Genomic DNA, 16,389 nt, shown 5'->3' with positions numbered 1-16,389 from the left:
ATTTTGCAGCAGATGTCAGGAAACGCACCTGTGAATGAATAGGCACTGTGCCTTTCTTTATCATATTATCATATATAGAAAGGGTTTTATAATTGGTTGAATTAGAACAATACAAATTTACGGTAAATCAATATAAAGAACCGATGAAGGAACTTGGTCTTTCTTTATCACTTTCCCATAAACATGAACAGATTAAAGAACTGGAAAGCGAGATGCGTGAGGAAGGCTTTTGGAATAATCCGGATAAGGCGCAGGAAGTGACAAAGAAGCTGAAGAACCTTAAAGATACGGTATCAGCATATCATGCATTGGAGATGACACTTGATGATGTCTCTACCATGATCGAGCTTGGGAATGAGGAGAATGATGCCAGTGTGATTCCGGAGATTGAAGAATTACTTGGTGAGTTTGAAATAGAGTTTGATAATCTAAAGATCCAGACATTGTTATCCGGTGAATACGATAAAAATAATGCAATCGTAACGCTTCATGCCGGTGCAGGTGGAACAGAGTCTTGTGATTGGGCGGGTATGCTGTATCGTATGTACAGTAAGTGGGCCGACAGTCATGGATTTAAGACAGAAGTTCTTGATTATCTTGATGGAGATGAAGCAGGAATCAAGTCCATTACTTTTGAAGTAAATGGAGAGAATGCCTATGGCTATCTTAAGTCAGAAAAAGGCGTCCATCGTCTGGTAAGGATTTCTCCATTTAATGCGGCAGGAAAGAGACAGACATCCTTTGCTTCTTGTGATGTTATGCCGGATATTGAGGAAGATTTATCTGTAGAGATTGCGGACGAAGATATTCGTATTGATACGTATCGTTCCAGCGGTGCAGGTGGACAGCATATCAACAAGACAGATTCGGCGATCCGTATCACCCATATTCCTACAGGTGTTGTTGTGCAATGTCAGAATGAACGTTCTCAGCACAAGAATAAAGATAAGGCAATGCAGATGTTAAAGGCAAAGTTATATCTGATTAAAGAGCAGGAAAACAGGGAAAAATTATCAGATATACGTGGCGAAGTATCCGATAACGGCTGGGGAAACCAGATTCGTTCTTATGTTATGCAGCCATATACGATGGTAAAAGATCACAGAACCGGGGAAGAGACCGGAAATGTACAGAGCGTGATGGATGGAAACCTGGATGCATTTATGAATGCATATCTCCGATGGATCACTACACCGCAAAAAGCATAACAGATCGTAAAATAAAAAGTACAGACATAAGGAGCAGACAGATTAATGGATATTATAAAGAAACTGGCGCAGGAGCTTACGATTAAGGAAGAACAGGCAAAAGCAGCGGTACAGCTCATTGATGAGGGAAATACGATTCCTTTTATTGCCAGATATCGTAAAGAGATGACAGGAGCCCTTAATGATGAGACTCTTCGTAATTTACATGAGCGCCTTCTTTATCTTCGTAATTTAGAAGAAAAGAAAGAGCAGGTTATTAACGCGATTACAGAACAGGGCAAGATGACCGATGATTTAAAGAAAAAGATTTTAGCGGCAGAAACTCTTGTAGCAGTAGATGATCTGTATCGTCCATATCGTCCAAAGAAGCAGACGAGAGCGACGAAGGCAAAGGAAAAAGGGTTAGAGCCACTGGCGAACATTCTTCTTTTGCAGGCAACTTCTAAGAGTATGGAAGAAGAAGCACAGAGCTTTGTAGACGAAGCAAAAGGAGTTACTAATGCAAAAGAGGCGCTTGCCGGAGCAAAAGATATTATTGCGGAGATGATCGCAGATAAAGCAGATTACCGCAAGAGTATAAGAAACTGCACGATGAAGCAGGGGCGTCTTGTAGTGAAAGCCAAAGATGAAAAGGCTGAATCTGTTTATGAAATGTATTATGATTTTAGCGAGGAACTGTCTAAGATTACAGGGTATCGTGTGCTGGCGATTAATCGTGGGGAAAAAGAAAAGTTTCTTACGGTTAAGGTAGAGGCTCCTGATGCACAGATTGTCAATGCGTTGAATAAAACAATGATAAAGGACAATCCAAATACAAAGACACTGATGGAAGAAACAGTGCTTGATGCTTATAATCGTCTAATCGCACCGGCAATTGAAAGAGATATCCGCAGTGAGATGACGGAAAAAGCACAGGAAGGTGCAATTACTGTTTTTGGAAAGAACTTAAAACAGCTTCTTATGCAGCCTCCAATGGAAGGAAGAACAGTTCTTGGCTGGGACCCGGCTTTCCGTACAGGCTGTAAGCTTGCTGTTGTAGACCCAACCGGTAAGGTATTAGATACCGTTGTCGTTTACCCAACTGCACCACAGTGTAAAGTAGAACAGGCAAAGAAAACAGTGCATGAGATGATCAAGAAGTATCATGTTTCTGTAATCAGCGTAGGAAATGGTACTGCCTGTCGTGAATCAGAACAGGTAATTACTGAACTGATTAAAGAGATTCCGGAAAAGGTAGCTTATGTTATCGTAAATGAAGCCGGAGCTTCTGTATATTCTGCAAGTAAGCTTGCCACAGAAGAATTTCCGGAATTTGACGTAGGACAAAGAAGTGCCGCATCTATTGCCAGAAGATTACAAGATCCGTTAGCAGAACTAGTAAAGATTGAACCAAAGGCAATCGGTGTTGGCCAGTATCAGCATGATATGAACCAGAAACGTTTAGAAGAAGCGTTAAATGGTGTAGTAGAAGACTGTGTAAACAAAGTAGGTGTTGATCTTAACACAGCTTCTGTTCCATTACTTTCTTATGTTTCAGGAATCAGTAAAGCAGTAGCAAAGAATATCGTAGCTTATCGTGAAGAAAATGGACGATTCCATACAAGAAAGGAACTTTTAAAAGTACCAAAACTTGGACCAAAAGCATTTTTACAGTGTGCAGGATTCTTACGGATTCCGAGAGGAGAGGAACCGCTTGATAATACAAGTGTACATCCAGAATCCTATGAGGCAGCAGCGAAGTTGTTAAAGGATTTAGGTTATACTTCTGAAAGTATCCGTAATGGCGGACTTAGTACTCTTCACTCTCAGATTACAAATGAAAAAGCAACAGCGGAAAGTCTTGGCGTTGGAGAAATGACACTGCATGATATTGTAGAGGAACTGGAGAAGCCGGGAAGAGATCCAAGAAGTGAGATGCCAAAGCCTGTATTAAGGACAGATGTTCTTGAAATGAAAGACTTAAAAGAAGGTATGGTTTTAAAAGGAACGGTACGTAATGTGATCGACTTTGGAGCATTTGTTGATATTGGAGTACATCAGGACGGTCTTGTGCATATTTCCCAGATGACAGAGCGCTACATTAAGCATCCGCTTGAAGTAGTCAGCGTAGGAGATATTGTAGATGTGCAGGTTATGAGTGTGGATTTAAATAAAAAGAGAATCCAGCTTACGATGAAGATTGACCACAGCAAGTAACGCTGTGGCCATTGCAGGAGGAATAACGCGTGAAAAACCTTGAAAAAATAAGTAAGATGAACCTTGCTGATCTTGACAGACCGGAGGGAATTATAGAAGAAGAAAGTATACAGGATGCAGATCTGTGTGTAGAAAAAACAGCTCAAAATCCAGAAGATGGGGAGCGTTCTGAAACAATCGTAACAGAGAATGTACAGGAACAGCCGGAAGAACTTGCGAAAAAAGAAATGATGGAGCCACAGGGCAGACATTTCCGAGTTGATGCCAATGTAACAGAAAAGGAATTGAAGGCATTTCTTTTTGGTCATACGTATCGTCAGCCATTAATGATTATCGTAACGATATTAGCAATCGTATGGCCGCTTGCTGTGTTAATTAAGAAGCAGGGAAGTGTTACGATGCCGTTGATCTGTTCTTTATTTATTCTTATATGGATTCCATTTACAACAAATCTTCGTGCAAAGAATGCGAAAAAGCTGAATCCAATTTATAATGAAGAATTTCACTATATGTTTGATGAGTGGGGACTGCATCTGGAATTAGGAGATGACGCAATTGATGTAGAATGGAAAAAAGTAACGAAATTAATCTTTTACAAGACAGTTGCAGTGATTTATACCGGAAAGAACAATGCATTTTTAATCCCAAGTGCGGCAATGGGAACGCAGCGGGAGGAAATCATGAATTTCATAAAAGAGATGAAAAAGAGGTAAAAAAGAGGTAAAGATGAGAATAGAAAGTAACAGCGCAGAGGATACATTTGCACTGGGAAAACAATGTGGGCAAAAGGCAGCAGCAGGACAAGTCTATTGCCTTTATGGAGATTTAGGAGTAGGAAAGACAGTATTTACACAGGGATTTGCTGCGGGTCTTGGAATAAAAGGTCCGGTCAGCAGTCCGACCTTTACTATTTTGCAGGTATATGATGAGGGAAGACTTCCGTTTTATCATTTTGATGTATACCGGATCAGTGACCCGGAAGAAATGTACGAAATTGGTTTTGAAGAATATATTGAGGGAGAAGGAGTCTGCTTTATCGAGTGGGCGAATCTGATTGAGGAACTGCTCCCGGAACAATATACGGAAATCCATATCGATAAAGATTTGTCGAAAGGATTTGATTATCGTCTGATTACTGTTGAGGAGGTGCAAAGATAGATGAAACTTCTTGCATTAGACAGCTCTGGACTGGTGGCTTCCGTTGCCATTTTAGATGGAGAAACCTTAGTTGCAGAGTATACATTAAATTACAAAAAGACACACTCACAAACACTTTTACCTATGCTTGATGAGATTGTGAAAATGACACAGACAGAACTTTCTGAAGTGGATGCCATTGCTGTTGCAGCAGGTCCGGGTTCTTTCACAGGTCTCCGAATTGGTTCTGCCACTGCAAAAGGATTGGGTCTTGCGCTTAATAAACCAATCATTTCTGTTCCGACATTAGAAGGAATCGCTTGTAATTTTTATGGGACAGATGCGCTGATCTGTCCGATGATGGATGCCAGAAGAAAGCAGGTTTATACAGGAATCTATCATTTTGCAGGAGGGACAGAATTTGAAGAACTTGTAGCTCAGGAGGCAGGTCCGGTAGAAGACATTATTAAAAAGTGTAATGCGTTTGGACAAAAGCTTGGAAAACAGGTTATTTTCCTGGGAGATGGTGTTCCGGTATACAAAGATATTATTGAGGAATTCTGTACAGTAGAACATTCTTATGCACCGGCACATTTAAGTCGTCAGAGAGCAGGAGCGGTTGCCATTCGTGCAGTGAGATTATACGATGAAGGCAAGGCAGAACCAGCGAGTGACCATGCACCAATTTATTTGAGAAAGTCACAGGCAGAGCGCGAACTTGAAGCGAAGGGAAAGAAGTTAGAAGAATGAGAATTTGTCCAATGGCAGAAACAGACTGTGAACAGACAGAGATTCTGATGAAAGAATGTTTTTCGGTACCATGGTCAGTTGATGCATTAAAGGAAATGTTTCATACTAAGGGATATTGTTCTTTTCTTGCAAAAGAAGAGACAGAGGTTATCGGCTATATCGGGATGAAAGTAGTTCTAGATGAAGCAGATATCACCAATGTTGCCGTACTTCCCGCTTACAGGAAGAAAGGAATTGCCAGAAAGCTGCTGCAGCAGTTATTAGACGAGGCGAGACAGCAGGGAATTTATAGTATATATCTTGAAGTGCGGGATTCTAATGCAGCGGCGATTACTTTGTATAAACATGCCGGATTTAAAGAAGTCGGAAAAAGAAAGAATTATTATGAACATCCACAGGAAGATGCCAGGCTTATGTTATGGCAATCTTAAAAATACCAATAGTTACTAACGTTTTTCAGCACATTTTTCTGTATAATTAAGAGGAACTTCCATATGTAAGAGAAACTTTCATATGAAAAATGTTTAAAAAGATGGAGGCTATGGAGAATAGAATGGAGAAAAAAGTGTATGAAGTATACTGTAATTCCTGTGGGAAAAAGATAGAAACAACAGACAGTACCAAAAGAGAAGATTATATTTCCATTAAAAAAGAATGGGGATATTTTTCAAATAAAGATGGACAAATACATATATTTCATATATGTGAGTCCTGTTATGATACATGGACAGGGCAGTTTCGGATTCCGGTAAAGGTGGAGGAACAGACGGAACTGCTATAGAAAAGTGAGGGAGATTATGCTGGAATTGTGTTTGCTCGGTTGTGGCGGAATGATGCCGCTGCCATATCGCAAACTGACATCATTGATGGCGAGATACAATGGAAACAGTATTTTAATAGATTGTGGTGAAGGAACACAGGTGGGAATCAAGGAAAAAGGCTGGAGTTTTAAGCCGATTGAGGTCATCTGTTTTACGCATTATCATGCAGATCATATCAGTGGACTGCCGGGGCTTCTTTTAACGCTTGGAAATGCACAGAGAACAGAGCCGCTATTAATGGTAGGACCAAGAGGATTAGAGCGTGTAGTGAATTCACTGAGGGTAATTGCACCGGATTTACCATTTCCGATTGTTTTTCGTGAGCTAAAAGAAAAAGAAGAAGTTATTGAAGTAGCTGGATGCCGGATTACGGCATTTCGTGTGAATCACAATGTAACCTGTTATGGATATACGATAGAGATTGACAGAGCAGGTAAGTTTGATATCAATAAAGCAAAAGAGAACAATGTAGAAATGCAATACTGGAACCGCCTGCAAAAGGGGGAAACCATTGAATTGCCAGACAGAATACTGACAAGTGATCTGGTTCTTGGACCGGCACGAAAAGGAATTAAATGTACGTATACTACAGATACAAGACCAACAGCGTCTATTGTAGACCATGCAAAAGGTGCGGATTTGTTTATCTGTGAAGGAATGTATGGTGAGCCGGAGAAGAAAGCAAAAGCAATAGAATATAAACATATGACATTTTATGAAGCGGCAGAAATGGCAAAGAAAGCTGACGTGAAGAAGATGTGGCTTACGCACTACAGTCCTTCCCTGGTAAGACCGGAAGTATATCTTGAAGAAGTGCGGAAGATATTTGCCCGTACCAGTGCGGGAAAGGACGGAAAAAGTACGACTCTGTTATTTGAGGAGGAATAAGAAACATGGAAGAAAATAAAAAGGATGTGCTGATTCTGGCAATCGAGACTTCCTGTGACGAGACAGCGGCGGCTGTTGTAAAGAACGGGAGAGAAGTTTTATCAAATACCATTTATACGCAGATCAAACTGCATACATTATTTGGCGGCGTAGTACCGGAAATTGCATCCAGAAAACATATAGAGAAGATTAATATTGTAATTGAAACAGCATTAAAAGAAGCAGGTGTTTCTTTAGAGGATATTGATGCCATCGCTGTTACTTACGGACCGGGACTTGTCGGTGCACTTCTTGTCGGGGTTGCCGAAGCAAAAGCAATTGCGTATGCGACGAAGAAACCATTAGTTGGAGTGCATCATATCGAAGGCCATATCAGCGCCAACTATATTGAACATAAAGAGTTAGAGCCACCGTTTTTATGTATGGTAGCTTCCGGCGGACATTCGCACCTGGTTCTCGTAAAGGATTACGGAGAGTATGAGATTATTGGAAGAACGAGAGACGATGCGGCCGGAGAAGCATTTGATAAAGTAGCAAGAGCAATTGGACTCGGCTATCCAGGCGGACCGAAGATTGATAAGCTTGCAAAAGAAGGCGATAAAAAGGCAATCGCATTTCCAAGAGCTAAAATAACAGATGCACCGGATGATTTCAGCTTCAGTGGTTTAAAATCAGCAGTACTGAATTATTTAAACCAGTGCCAGATGAAAGGGGAGGAAGTGAATCGTGCCGATGTGGCAGCTTCTTTCCAGCAGTCGGTAACAGATGTGCTTACAGAACATACAGTGGGAGCGGCAAAGCGCCTTGGAATTAAAAAAGTTGCAATCGCAGGAGGGGTAGCGTCAAATTCTTCTCTTCGTGCGCAGATGGAAGAAGCCTGCCGCAAAAACGGATTAGAATTTTACCATCCGTCACCAATCTTTTGTACAGATAATGCGGCGATGATCGGTGTTGCAGGATATTATGAATATAAGAAAGGTATCCGGGATGGCTGGGATTTAAATGCAAAGCCAAACTTAAAGATTGGAGAACGTTAGGAATCTGTACCAGGAATCTTTTTATATAACCAAGTGCAAAAAGATTCCAGGAGTATAAAGGAATGTACTCTCGGAGTTTTTCTCACAAAATTAAGCACAAAAAGATTCCGAAAGTACATAGGAGAGTACAGGAGGGGAGTACATGAAAGATAAAGTGACAGCAGTTGTCTTAGCAGCGGGAAAAGGAAGCCGTATGCATTCTGATATACAAAAGCAGTATATGACTCTTTTAGAACGACCGGTTATTACCTATGCGTTAGAAGCTTTTGAAGACAGTTCTGTTGACGAAGTTATTCTTGTGGTCGCTCCAGGTGAGGTAGAATACGCACAGAAGAATATTTTAGATAAATATTCATATAAAAAAGTAAAGAAGATTGTTACTGGAGGAGCAGAACGGTATCATTCGGTATATGAAGCATTGTGTGTTATCCCAGAAGAGAATTATGTTCTGATCCATGATGGAGCCAGGGCATTTATTACACCGGAATTAATAGAATTTTGCATTGAGCAGGTAAAAAAAGACAAGTCCTGTGTTATGGGAATGCCGGTAAAAGATACGATCAAGATCGTAGATGATAATTGCTATGCAGTTTCTACGCCACCAAGAAGCAGTATGTGGCAGATTCAGACCCCACAGTGTTTTATTACAAAAGAAATAAAAGAAGCCTACCGGAAAATGATGGAGGCCAAAGATGATTCTGTAACGGATGATGGCATGGTGATGGAAACATATGGCATTCGTGGCGTCCGCATGATAAAAGGAAGTTATGAAAATATAAAGATTACTACACCGGAAGATATGCTGCTTGGTGAGGCAATCTTAAAAGGCAGAAGGCAGAGTCAGTAACTACGGGAGATAGAAAGAGATAGAGAAATGAAGAAAGAAAATACAAGAAACCAGGAAGAACTGGTATTAGAGGATGCTCTGACACAAATTATTTTCAATGAAAAAGAAGAGCAGGATATGGTTGAAGATGACAATGCGGAAGAAATTGATGACGAGGACTATGAAGTAGAAGAAGATGACGATGATGAGGATGACGATTCCAAAAAGAAGATGGATTCCTGTTGTGTCTGTCATCGTACAGAATCGCAGGGAGCAAAGCTTATTCATATGCCAACAGGCTTAAGCATTTGTTCTGACTGTATGCAGAAGTCCTTTGATTCTTTTAATTCTGGCTTTGGAGGAGGGAATGGTATTCAGTTCCTTGACCTTTCCAATATGGATTTTAACAACTTAAAGGATATGAATCTTGGGGAGTTATTATCAGGAAACCTTTCCAATCAGAAACCAAAAACAAAGAAAGCAAAAAAGAAAAAGAAGAAAAATAAAAAAGAAGAACCAAAGCTTACATTAAAGAATATTCCTGCTCCGCATCAGATCAAAGCGCAGCTTGACGAGTATGTGATTGGACAGGACTATGCAAAAAAAGTCATGTCTGTGGCAGTATATAACCATTATAAACGTGTAATTACAAATACTATGGATGAAATCGAGATTGATAAGTCCAATATGCTGATGATCGGACCAACTGGTTCCGGTAAAACGCATCTGGTAAAAACACTGGCGAGGCTGTTAAATGTACCTCTGGCAATCTGTGATGCCACTTCTCTTACTGAAGCAGGTTATATCGGAGACGATGTGGAGAGTGTACTCTCAAAGCTGCTTGCGAATGCGGATAATGATGTAGAAAGAGCAGAAACAGGTATTATTTTCATTGATGAGATTGATAAGATCGCAAAGAAAAAGAATACGACAAGCCGCGATGTAAGTGGAGAATCTGTACAGCAGGGTCTGTTAAAGCTTTTAGAAGGTAGTGAGGTAGAAGTACCAGTAGGAGCAAGTTCTAAAAATGCAATGGTTCCAACGGCGGTTATGAATACAAGAAATATTCTTTTTATCTGTGGAGGTGCCTTCCCGGGATTAGAAGATATTATCAAAGAAAGAATGACGCAGCATTCTTCTATTGGATTCCATGCGGAATTAAAAGATAAATATGATCACGAAAAGAATCTTTTACAGAATGTAACAGTAGAAGATATCAGAAAGTTTGGAATGATTCCGGAATTTATTGGAAGATTGCCAATCATTTTCACATTAAACGCCTTGACAAAGGAAATGCTGGTTGATATTCTTAAAGAACCTAAGAATGCAATATTAAAACAGTATCAGAAACTTCTGGCATTAGATGAAGTTGATTTACAGTTTGAAGATGGTGCACTTACTGCAATTGCAGAAAAGGCATTAGAAAAAGATACCGGTGCCAGAGCACTTCGTGCAATCATAGAGAAGTTTATGCTGGATATTATGTATGAGATTCCAAAGGATGACAATATTGGTCGTGTAACCATTACGGAAGATTATATTCGTAATAACGGGGCGCCGCTTATTGAGATGCGTCCATATCTTCAGCTTGAACAAAAGAAGAAAGAGCTTGCTTCCATGGAGAGGGAACAGAAAGATAGAACTAAAGATAAAAACGAAGATGAAACAAAAAGATAGAACTAAAGATAAAAACGAAGATGAAACAGAAAGATAATGATACTGATTTACATGAGTAACATAGGTAAGGCATAAAGCAGCAGTTTGGAGAAATATAGAAATATGGATCATTCCATAAGGGGGAGGAATTATGGAGAAGTTGAATCTGAAGTTTTTACAAAGCCTGGCAACACAGTATCCAAGTGTCGCAAAAGCATGTACAGAGATTATTAATCTGCAGGCGATTCTGAATCTGCCAAAAGAGACAGAGCATTTTGTTTCTGATGTACATGGTGAGTATGAGCAGTTTTTACATATATTAAAGACAGGCTCAGGAGCGATTCGTAATAAGATAGAAGATGTTTTTGGTAATACATTATGTGCCAGGGATAAGAAGAGTCTGGCGGCTTTGATTTATTATCCAGAACAGAAAGTGGAGCGGATGCGTTTAGAGATGTCAGAAGAAGACTTTCAGGACTGGTATAAGGTATCATTACACCGTTTGATTGCTGTATGTAAGGAAAGTTCTGCCAAGTATACAAGATCGAAGCTTAGAAAGAGTCTCCCACCAGATTTTTCCTATATTCTTGAAGAACTTTTAAGTGAGAATAATCGTGTTGTAGAAAAGGAAGAATATTATAATGAGATTTTTGATACGATCATCCGTTTGAATCGTGCCAAGGAATTTATCGTTGCAATCGCAGGGGTAATTCAGAAGTTAGTTGTCACAAGACTGCATGTGATCGGTGATATTTTTGACAGAGGACCAGGACCGCATATTATTATGGATCATCTGATGCAGCATAGTAATGTGGATTTCCAGTGGGGGAATCATGATGTTGTATGGATGGGAGCCGCTTCCGGAAATAAAGCCTGCATTGCCAATGTCATTCGTCTTTCGGCAAGATATAATAACCTCAATGTCTTAGAAGATGGATACGGAATCAATCTTGTTCCTCTTGCAAGTTTTGCAATAGAAACTTATGCGAATGATCCTTGCCAGTGTTTTCGTGTGCATGCGCAGGAAGATTCTAATCTGCAGGAAGTATCTCTTAATATGAAGATGCATAAAGCGATTGCGATTATCCAGTTTAAGTTAGAAGGACAGCTTATTAAAAGAAGACCGGAGTTTAATATGGACAGAAGACTTCTTCTTGATAAGATTGATTATGAAGAAGGAACGATCAAAATTGATGGAAAGAAGTATGAACTTCTTGATAAGTCCTTCCCGACGGTAGATCCGAACAATCCGTATGAGCTTTCCGAAGCGGAAGAATCCCTGATGAACCGCCTTTGCATGAATTTCCTGAACTGTGAGAAATTACAGGAGCATATTCGTTTCTTGTTTAATAAGGGAGGTCTGTATCTTTGCTATAACTCTAATCTGCTTTATCATGGATGTGTACCCCTTGATGAGAACGGTAAGTTTCGTAAAGTAAAGATCGGTAATAAACAGTATTCTGGAAAAGAACTTTATGATGTGCTTGAATACTATGCAAGAAAAGGGTATTACGAGCAGGATAATAAAGATGAACATGAATATGGTAAGGATATTATGTGGTATATCTGGTCTAATGAGAATTCTCCGGTATATGGTAAGGAAAAAATGGCAACATTTGAACGCTATTTTATCGCAGATAAAGAAGTACAGATTGAAAGAAAAGACCATTATTATCGACTGATCGAGAAGGAAGAGGTAGTGAACAATATCCTCAAAGAGTTTAATGTGGACGTAGAAAAAGGACACATTATCAATGGTCATATGCCTGTTCATGTAAAAGAAGGAGAATCCCCGGTTAAGTGTAATGGAAAGGTCATGATTATCGATGGAGGCTTTTCAAAGGCATATCGTGGAACAACCGGTATTGCAGGCTATACATTAATCTATAATTCCAGAGGCCTTCGTCTGGTTTCTCATGAGACATTCACTTCAACAGAAGATGTGATCGAAAAAGAAATCGATGTACATTCTGATACGGTTATTCGTGAGATTTCCGCACAAAGAGAGAAGGTAGGAGATACCGAAACCGGCCGCCAGTTAAAAGAGCAGATCAGCGATCTTGAAAAACTTCTTCACGCATACCGTACCGGCCAGATTCTTGAAAAAGAGTAGAGAAATTGCTTTAAATCGAAAAGAAAGAAGTGAAAGGTATATTTCTTTTCATAGGTTACATATATTTAGTAAAACATTATAGATGCCTTTTTAAAAGATGTATTATTAGAATTTTTTAGGAAGCGGAGGTTTTACTATGAATATGGACAGGAAGTATAAAGAAGCAGAGAATAGAACAAGTGAATATTTAGAATTAAAATACGGGACAGATGTGCAGTCTGGTCTTAGTCTTGCAGAAGTAAGGCGCAGGCGGCATATCTGTGGTACGTATAATATTGCAAAAGAGAAAAAACGGATTTGGCTTATTTATTTAAAAAAAGAATGCCAGAATCCGTTTTTCTTTTTCTTTCTTTATCTGTGTGGGATAAGCCGGATATTCTATTTTCCAAAGAAAATACAACTTTTGTTATTCTTTACTTTATTTTTTCTCATTATTATAAATATAAGGACAGCATTCCAGAGTAGAAAAATATTTTTTAAACAGAAGGAAGCGAAAGCAAAGAAAGTAATTGTACTCAGAGAGGGTGTTTTTCAGAGAATACCATGGAAGTATGTACTAAGAGGGGATATTGTCCGATTAAAAAAGGGAGAACAGATAAGCAGCTCGGTGATTAGTTTAACGAAACCATATAAGGAATATCAATCAGGACAGGTTTTTACGGAAAATACAGGAAGAGCAATCGTGATACATACCATGGACAGTTCACAAGAAGATTCGCAATGGGATTCGAACTTAAGGGACTTACGATTAGGAGAACTACAAGAAGAGTTACAAGAAGATGTACAAATTGAACATTCCCAATTAGAAGCTTGCGGAGTAGAAAATACTACCTTACAGGAAAAATTTTCATCCACATTGAAAAAAGTAGAAGAACAGATTTTAGACAGCTTGTGCATATTTATGTGTTTGTCAGTTGTAATATCGCTGTATATACATCAGGAAGGGAATATGCGGCGGATTCTGGAAGTGGGAAGTCTCTTTATTGCAGTATTCATGATCGGAAAAGTGATAGCACGAGAAGTTTTTCGCAGATATGCAAAGCGTCTTGAGAAAATTAATAACACTTAAGTATTATTGAATTTTATCCTGCGTTTATGCTAATATAATTAACGTATGCAGTGATGCGGAACTTGTCAGATATCCGTATCAACGTAGTTTATTTATTGATATAGCCTCTGGCGGATTGCTTTAGATGCGCAGAAGAAGATAGGATGTGTTGCATGATGTGCATCTTGCAGCAGGAATGTCGAGGTATTTTTGAATTTAGGAAAGGAAAAGCTATTTGAGCAAAGACTTTAATAGCAGGATAGAATGATGGAACTGTTAAAAACAGGAGCGTATCTTGTAAACGGAACAGAGATTATAGAAGATACTCCGGAGGCAGCAGCGCAGCTTCAGGCAGTAATTGGTCCAAATGTACCTTCTAAAGAAGAGGCAGCAAAAGGAACGATTGCATATGGTATTTTAGAAGCACATAATACTTCCGATAATATGGATAAGTTAAAGATTCGTTTTGATAAGCTGACTTCTCATGATATTACTTATGTAGGAATTATCCAGACAGCTCGTGCTTCAGGTTTAGAGAAGTTTCCGATGCCATATGTTCTTACAAACTGTCATAATAGTTTATGTGCAGTAGGTGGAACAATCAATGAAGATGATCATATGTTTGGACTTACCTGTGCGAAAAAGTATGGTGGAATTTATGTACCTCCTCATCAGGCAGTTATCCATCAGTTTGCAAGAGAGATGCTTGCCTGTGGCGGAGCGATGATTCTTGGATCGGATTCTCATACACGTTACGGAGCCCTTGGAACAATGGCGATGGGTGAAGGTGGACCTGAACTTGTAAAGCAGCTTTTAAATCAGACATATGATATCAATATGCCAGGCGTTATCGGAATCTATATGACAGGAGAGCCAATAAAGGGTGTCGGACCACAGGATGTGGCGCTTGCTATTATTGGAGCTGTATTCCAGAACGGTTATGTAAATAATAAAGTCATGGAATTTGTTGGTCCTGGTGTGGAGAAGTTAAGTGCGGATTTCCGTATCGGAGTTGACGTAATGACAACAGAGACAACCTGTCTTTCTTCTATTTGGAAAACAGATGATGTGATTAAAGATTTTTATGATATTCATGGCAGAGCTGGTGATTATAAAGAACTCAATCCTGCACCAGTTGCTTACTATGACGGAATGGTTAAGATTGATTTAAGTAAGATTCGTCCAATGATCGCAATGCCGTTCCACCCAAGTAACACATATACAATCGAAGACATGAATAGAAATCTTATGGATGTTCTTCATGATTGCGAGCAAAAGGCACTTGTAAGTTTAGATGGGCAGGTAGATTTTAAACTTACAGATAAAGTACATAACGGAAAGCTTTACGTAGAACAGGGAATCATCGCAGGCTGCGCAGGTGGTGGATTTGAAAACTTATGTGCAGCAGCAGATATCATCAAAGGGAAATCCATTGGAGCTGATGAATTTACTTTAAGCGTTTATCCGGCAAGTACCCCTATTTATATGGAACTGGTAAAGAATGGCGCAGCAGCAACACTTATGGAAAGTGGTGCAATCGTAAAGACTGCTTTCTGTGGTCCATGTTTTGGTGCAGGAGATACTCCTTCAAACAACAGTTTAAGTATTCGTCATTCTACAAGAAACTTCCCGAACAGAGAAGGTTCTAAGTTACAGAATGGACAGATTGCTTCTGTAGCTTTAATGGATGCCCGTTCGATTGCAGCAACAGCAGCAAATAAGGGATATCTTACACCTGCAACAGATCTTGATGTAGAATATAGCGGAAGAAAGTATCACTTTGACAGCAGTATTTATGCAAATCGTGTCTTTGACAGTAAAGGGGTTGCAGATCCTTCTGTAGAGATTAAGTTTGGACCAAATATTAAAGACTGGCCAAAGATGAGCGCCCTTCCGGAGAATATGATACTTAAAGTTGTTTCAGAGATTCATGATCCGGTAACAACAACAGATGAATTGATTCCTTCTGGAGAAACGTCTTCTTACCGTTCTAATCCACTTGGACTTGCAGAATTTACTCTTTCAAGAAAAGATCCTGCGTATGTAGGACGTGCAAAAGAAGTAAGAGCAGCGCAGGAAGCAGTAGAAGCAGATAAGAATCCTGCAGAGGCACTGACAGAATTAGCACCGGTTATCGATGCGATCCATACAAAGTATGCAGAGATTACTAATGAAAATATCGGAATCGGAAGTACAATCTTTGCGGTAAAACCAGGAGATGGTTCTGCCAGAGAACAGGCGGCATCCTGCCAGAAAGTATTAGGAGGATGGGCTAACATTGCAAACGAATATGCAACAAAGCGTTATCGTTCCAATCTTATCAACTGGGGTATGCTTCCATTCCTCATTGAAAAAGGTGACTTACCATTTATGAATGGAGATTACATTTTCCTTCCAGATGTAAGAAAAGCAGTAGAGGCAAAAGCATCTGAATTTGAAGCGTATGTTGTAAAAGATGGAAGTCTTGTTCCATTTGTATTGAAAATGGGAGAATTAACAGACGACGAGAGAGAAATCATTCTCAAAGGCTGCCTGATCAACTATAACAGACAGTAAGCATTGTTTTGCGCCCGGTTCACCAGACAGAATTGTATACATAGACATACTATTGACAAAAGGAAAGTATTTGGTATATCATAAAAAAGATTATTAACTTTTGAATGTAAATTTTCTAAAAGTTATAACCAAAGACAATTAATAATAATGAAA

At 39.4% G+C, this 16,389-nt stretch carries 14 protein-coding genes; all 14 read left to right on the top strand.

Annotated features, from left to right (window positions below; genetic code table 11):
- Window positions 1–92: 92 nt before the first annotated feature.
- Window positions 93–1,208, top strand: a complete 1,116-nt coding sequence (gene prfB, locus EHLA_RS11135) for a peptide chain release factor 2 (protein ID WP_021908113.1) — start codon at window positions 93–95, stop codon at window positions 1,206–1,208.
- 45 nt (window positions 1,209–1,253) lie between these two features.
- Window positions 1,254–3,404 (top strand): Tex family protein, encoded by a 2,151-nt coding sequence (locus tag EHLA_RS11130; protein WP_096240874.1) that lies wholly within the window; start codon window positions 1,254–1,256, stop codon window positions 3,402–3,404.
- A gap of 29 nt (window positions 3,405–3,433) precedes the next feature.
- A complete protein-coding gene (locus tag EHLA_RS11125; RefSeq protein ID WP_096240873.1) occupies window positions 3,434–4,117 on the top strand; it encodes a YcxB family protein in 684 nt (227 codons plus the stop codon).
- Between the two features lie 13 nt (window positions 4,118–4,130).
- Entirely contained in the window at window positions 4,131–4,562 is a 432-nt protein-coding gene (gene tsaE, locus EHLA_RS11120) for a tRNA (adenosine(37)-N6)-threonylcarbamoyltransferase complex ATPase subunit type 1 TsaE (RefSeq protein WP_021908110.1), read from the top strand.
- The gene (tsaB, locus tag EHLA_RS11115; protein WP_096240872.1) at window positions 4,563–5,291 is read left to right on the top strand and encodes a tRNA (adenosine(37)-N6)-threonylcarbamoyltransferase complex dimerization subunit type 1 TsaB; all 729 of its coding nucleotides are present in this window, start codon (window positions 4,563–4,565) and stop codon (window positions 5,289–5,291) included.
- Window positions 5,288–5,722: a ribosomal protein S18-alanine N-acetyltransferase gene (gene rimI / locus EHLA_RS11110; RefSeq protein WP_096240871.1), complete on the top strand. Its 435-nt coding sequence runs from the start codon at window positions 5,288–5,290 to the stop codon at window positions 5,720–5,722. Before tsaB ends, rimI begins: the two co-directional genes overlap by 4 nt.
- 122 nt (window positions 5,723–5,844) lie before the next feature.
- Entirely contained in the window at window positions 5,845–6,072 is a 228-nt protein-coding gene (locus EHLA_RS11105) for a hypothetical protein (RefSeq protein WP_021908107.1), read from the top strand.
- 16 nt (window positions 6,073–6,088) lie between these two features.
- Window positions 6,089–7,000 (top strand): ribonuclease Z, encoded by a 912-nt coding sequence (locus EHLA_RS11100; protein WP_096240870.1) that lies wholly within the window; start codon window positions 6,089–6,091, stop codon window positions 6,998–7,000.
- Window positions 7,001–7,005: 5 nt separating this feature from the next.
- Window positions 7,006–8,037: a tRNA (adenosine(37)-N6)-threonylcarbamoyltransferase complex transferase subunit TsaD gene (tsaD, locus tag EHLA_RS11095; RefSeq protein ID WP_096240869.1), complete on the top strand. Its 1,032-nt coding sequence runs from the start codon at window positions 7,006–7,008 to the stop codon at window positions 8,035–8,037.
- Between the two features lie 142 nt (window positions 8,038–8,179).
- A complete protein-coding gene (gene ispD / locus EHLA_RS11090; protein ID WP_096240868.1) occupies window positions 8,180–8,884 on the top strand; it encodes a 2-C-methyl-D-erythritol 4-phosphate cytidylyltransferase in 705 nt (234 codons plus the stop codon).
- Between the two features lie 117 nt (window positions 8,885–9,001).
- Entirely contained in the window at window positions 9,002–10,540 is a 1,539-nt protein-coding gene (gene clpX, locus EHLA_RS11085; protein ID WP_242970773.1) for an ATP-dependent Clp protease ATP-binding subunit ClpX, read from the top strand.
- A 130-nt stretch (window positions 10,541–10,670) separates the two neighbouring features.
- The gene (locus EHLA_RS11080) at window positions 10,671–12,632 is read left to right on the top strand and encodes a fructose-1,6-bisphosphatase (protein WP_096240866.1); all 1,962 of its coding nucleotides are present in this window, start codon (window positions 10,671–10,673) and stop codon (window positions 12,630–12,632) included.
- Between the two features lie 136 nt (window positions 12,633–12,768).
- The gene (locus EHLA_RS11075; protein WP_096240865.1) at window positions 12,769–13,701 is read left to right on the top strand and encodes a cation-transporting P-type ATPase; all 933 of its coding nucleotides are present in this window, start codon (window positions 12,769–12,771) and stop codon (window positions 13,699–13,701) included.
- A gap of 243 nt (window positions 13,702–13,944) precedes the next feature.
- On the top strand, window positions 13,945–16,236 hold the full coding sequence (locus EHLA_RS11070; protein WP_096240864.1) for a hydratase: 2,292 nt from the start codon (window positions 13,945–13,947) through the stop codon (window positions 16,234–16,236).
- Window positions 16,237–16,389 lie beyond the last annotated feature (153 nt).

The sequence above is a fragment of the Anaerobutyricum hallii genome (assembly GCF_900209925.1).
In the GTDB taxonomy this organism is placed as follows: domain Bacteria; phylum Bacillota; class Clostridia; order Lachnospirales; family Lachnospiraceae; genus Anaerobutyricum; species Anaerobutyricum soehngenii.
The sequence above is the reverse complement of the archived record's forward strand: the minus strand, read 5'-3'. Positions and strand labels throughout refer to the sequence as shown.

Excerpts from the sequence above, each read along its gene's own strand:
- EHLA_RS11080 (WP_096240866.1), top strand. The coding sequence starts at position 10,671 with ATGGAGAAGTTGAATCTGAAGTTTTTACAAAGCCTGGCAACACAGTAT.
- tsaD (WP_096240869.1), top strand. The coding sequence starts at position 7,006 with ATGGAAGAAAATAAAAAGGATGTGCTGATTCTGGCAATCGAGACTTCC.
- tsaE (WP_021908110.1), top strand. The coding sequence starts at position 4,131 with ATGAGAATAGAAAGTAACAGCGCAGAGGATACATTTGCACTGGGAAAA.
- EHLA_RS11075 (WP_096240865.1), top strand. The coding sequence starts at position 12,769 with ATGAATATGGACAGGAAGTATAAAGAAGCAGAGAATAGAACAAGTGAA.
- EHLA_RS11100 (WP_096240870.1), top strand. The coding sequence starts at position 6,089 with ATGCTGGAATTGTGTTTGCTCGGTTGTGGCGGAATGATGCCGCTGCCA.
- EHLA_RS11070 (WP_096240864.1), top strand. The coding sequence starts at position 13,945 with ATGATGGAACTGTTAAAAACAGGAGCGTATCTTGTAAACGGAACAGAG.
- EHLA_RS11130 (WP_096240874.1), top strand. The coding sequence starts at position 1,254 with ATGGATATTATAAAGAAACTGGCGCAGGAGCTTACGATTAAGGAAGAA.
- rimI (WP_096240871.1), top strand. The coding sequence starts at position 5,288 with ATGAGAATTTGTCCAATGGCAGAAACAGACTGTGAACAGACAGAGATT.
- ispD (WP_096240868.1), top strand. The coding sequence starts at position 8,180 with ATGAAAGATAAAGTGACAGCAGTTGTCTTAGCAGCGGGAAAAGGAAGC.
- EHLA_RS11105 (WP_021908107.1), top strand. The coding sequence starts at position 5,845 with ATGGAGAAAAAAGTGTATGAAGTATACTGTAATTCCTGTGGGAAAAAG.
- clpX (WP_242970773.1), top strand. The coding sequence starts at position 9,002 with ATGGTTGAAGATGACAATGCGGAAGAAATTGATGACGAGGACTATGAA.
- tsaB (WP_096240872.1), top strand. The coding sequence starts at position 4,563 with ATGAAACTTCTTGCATTAGACAGCTCTGGACTGGTGGCTTCCGTTGCC.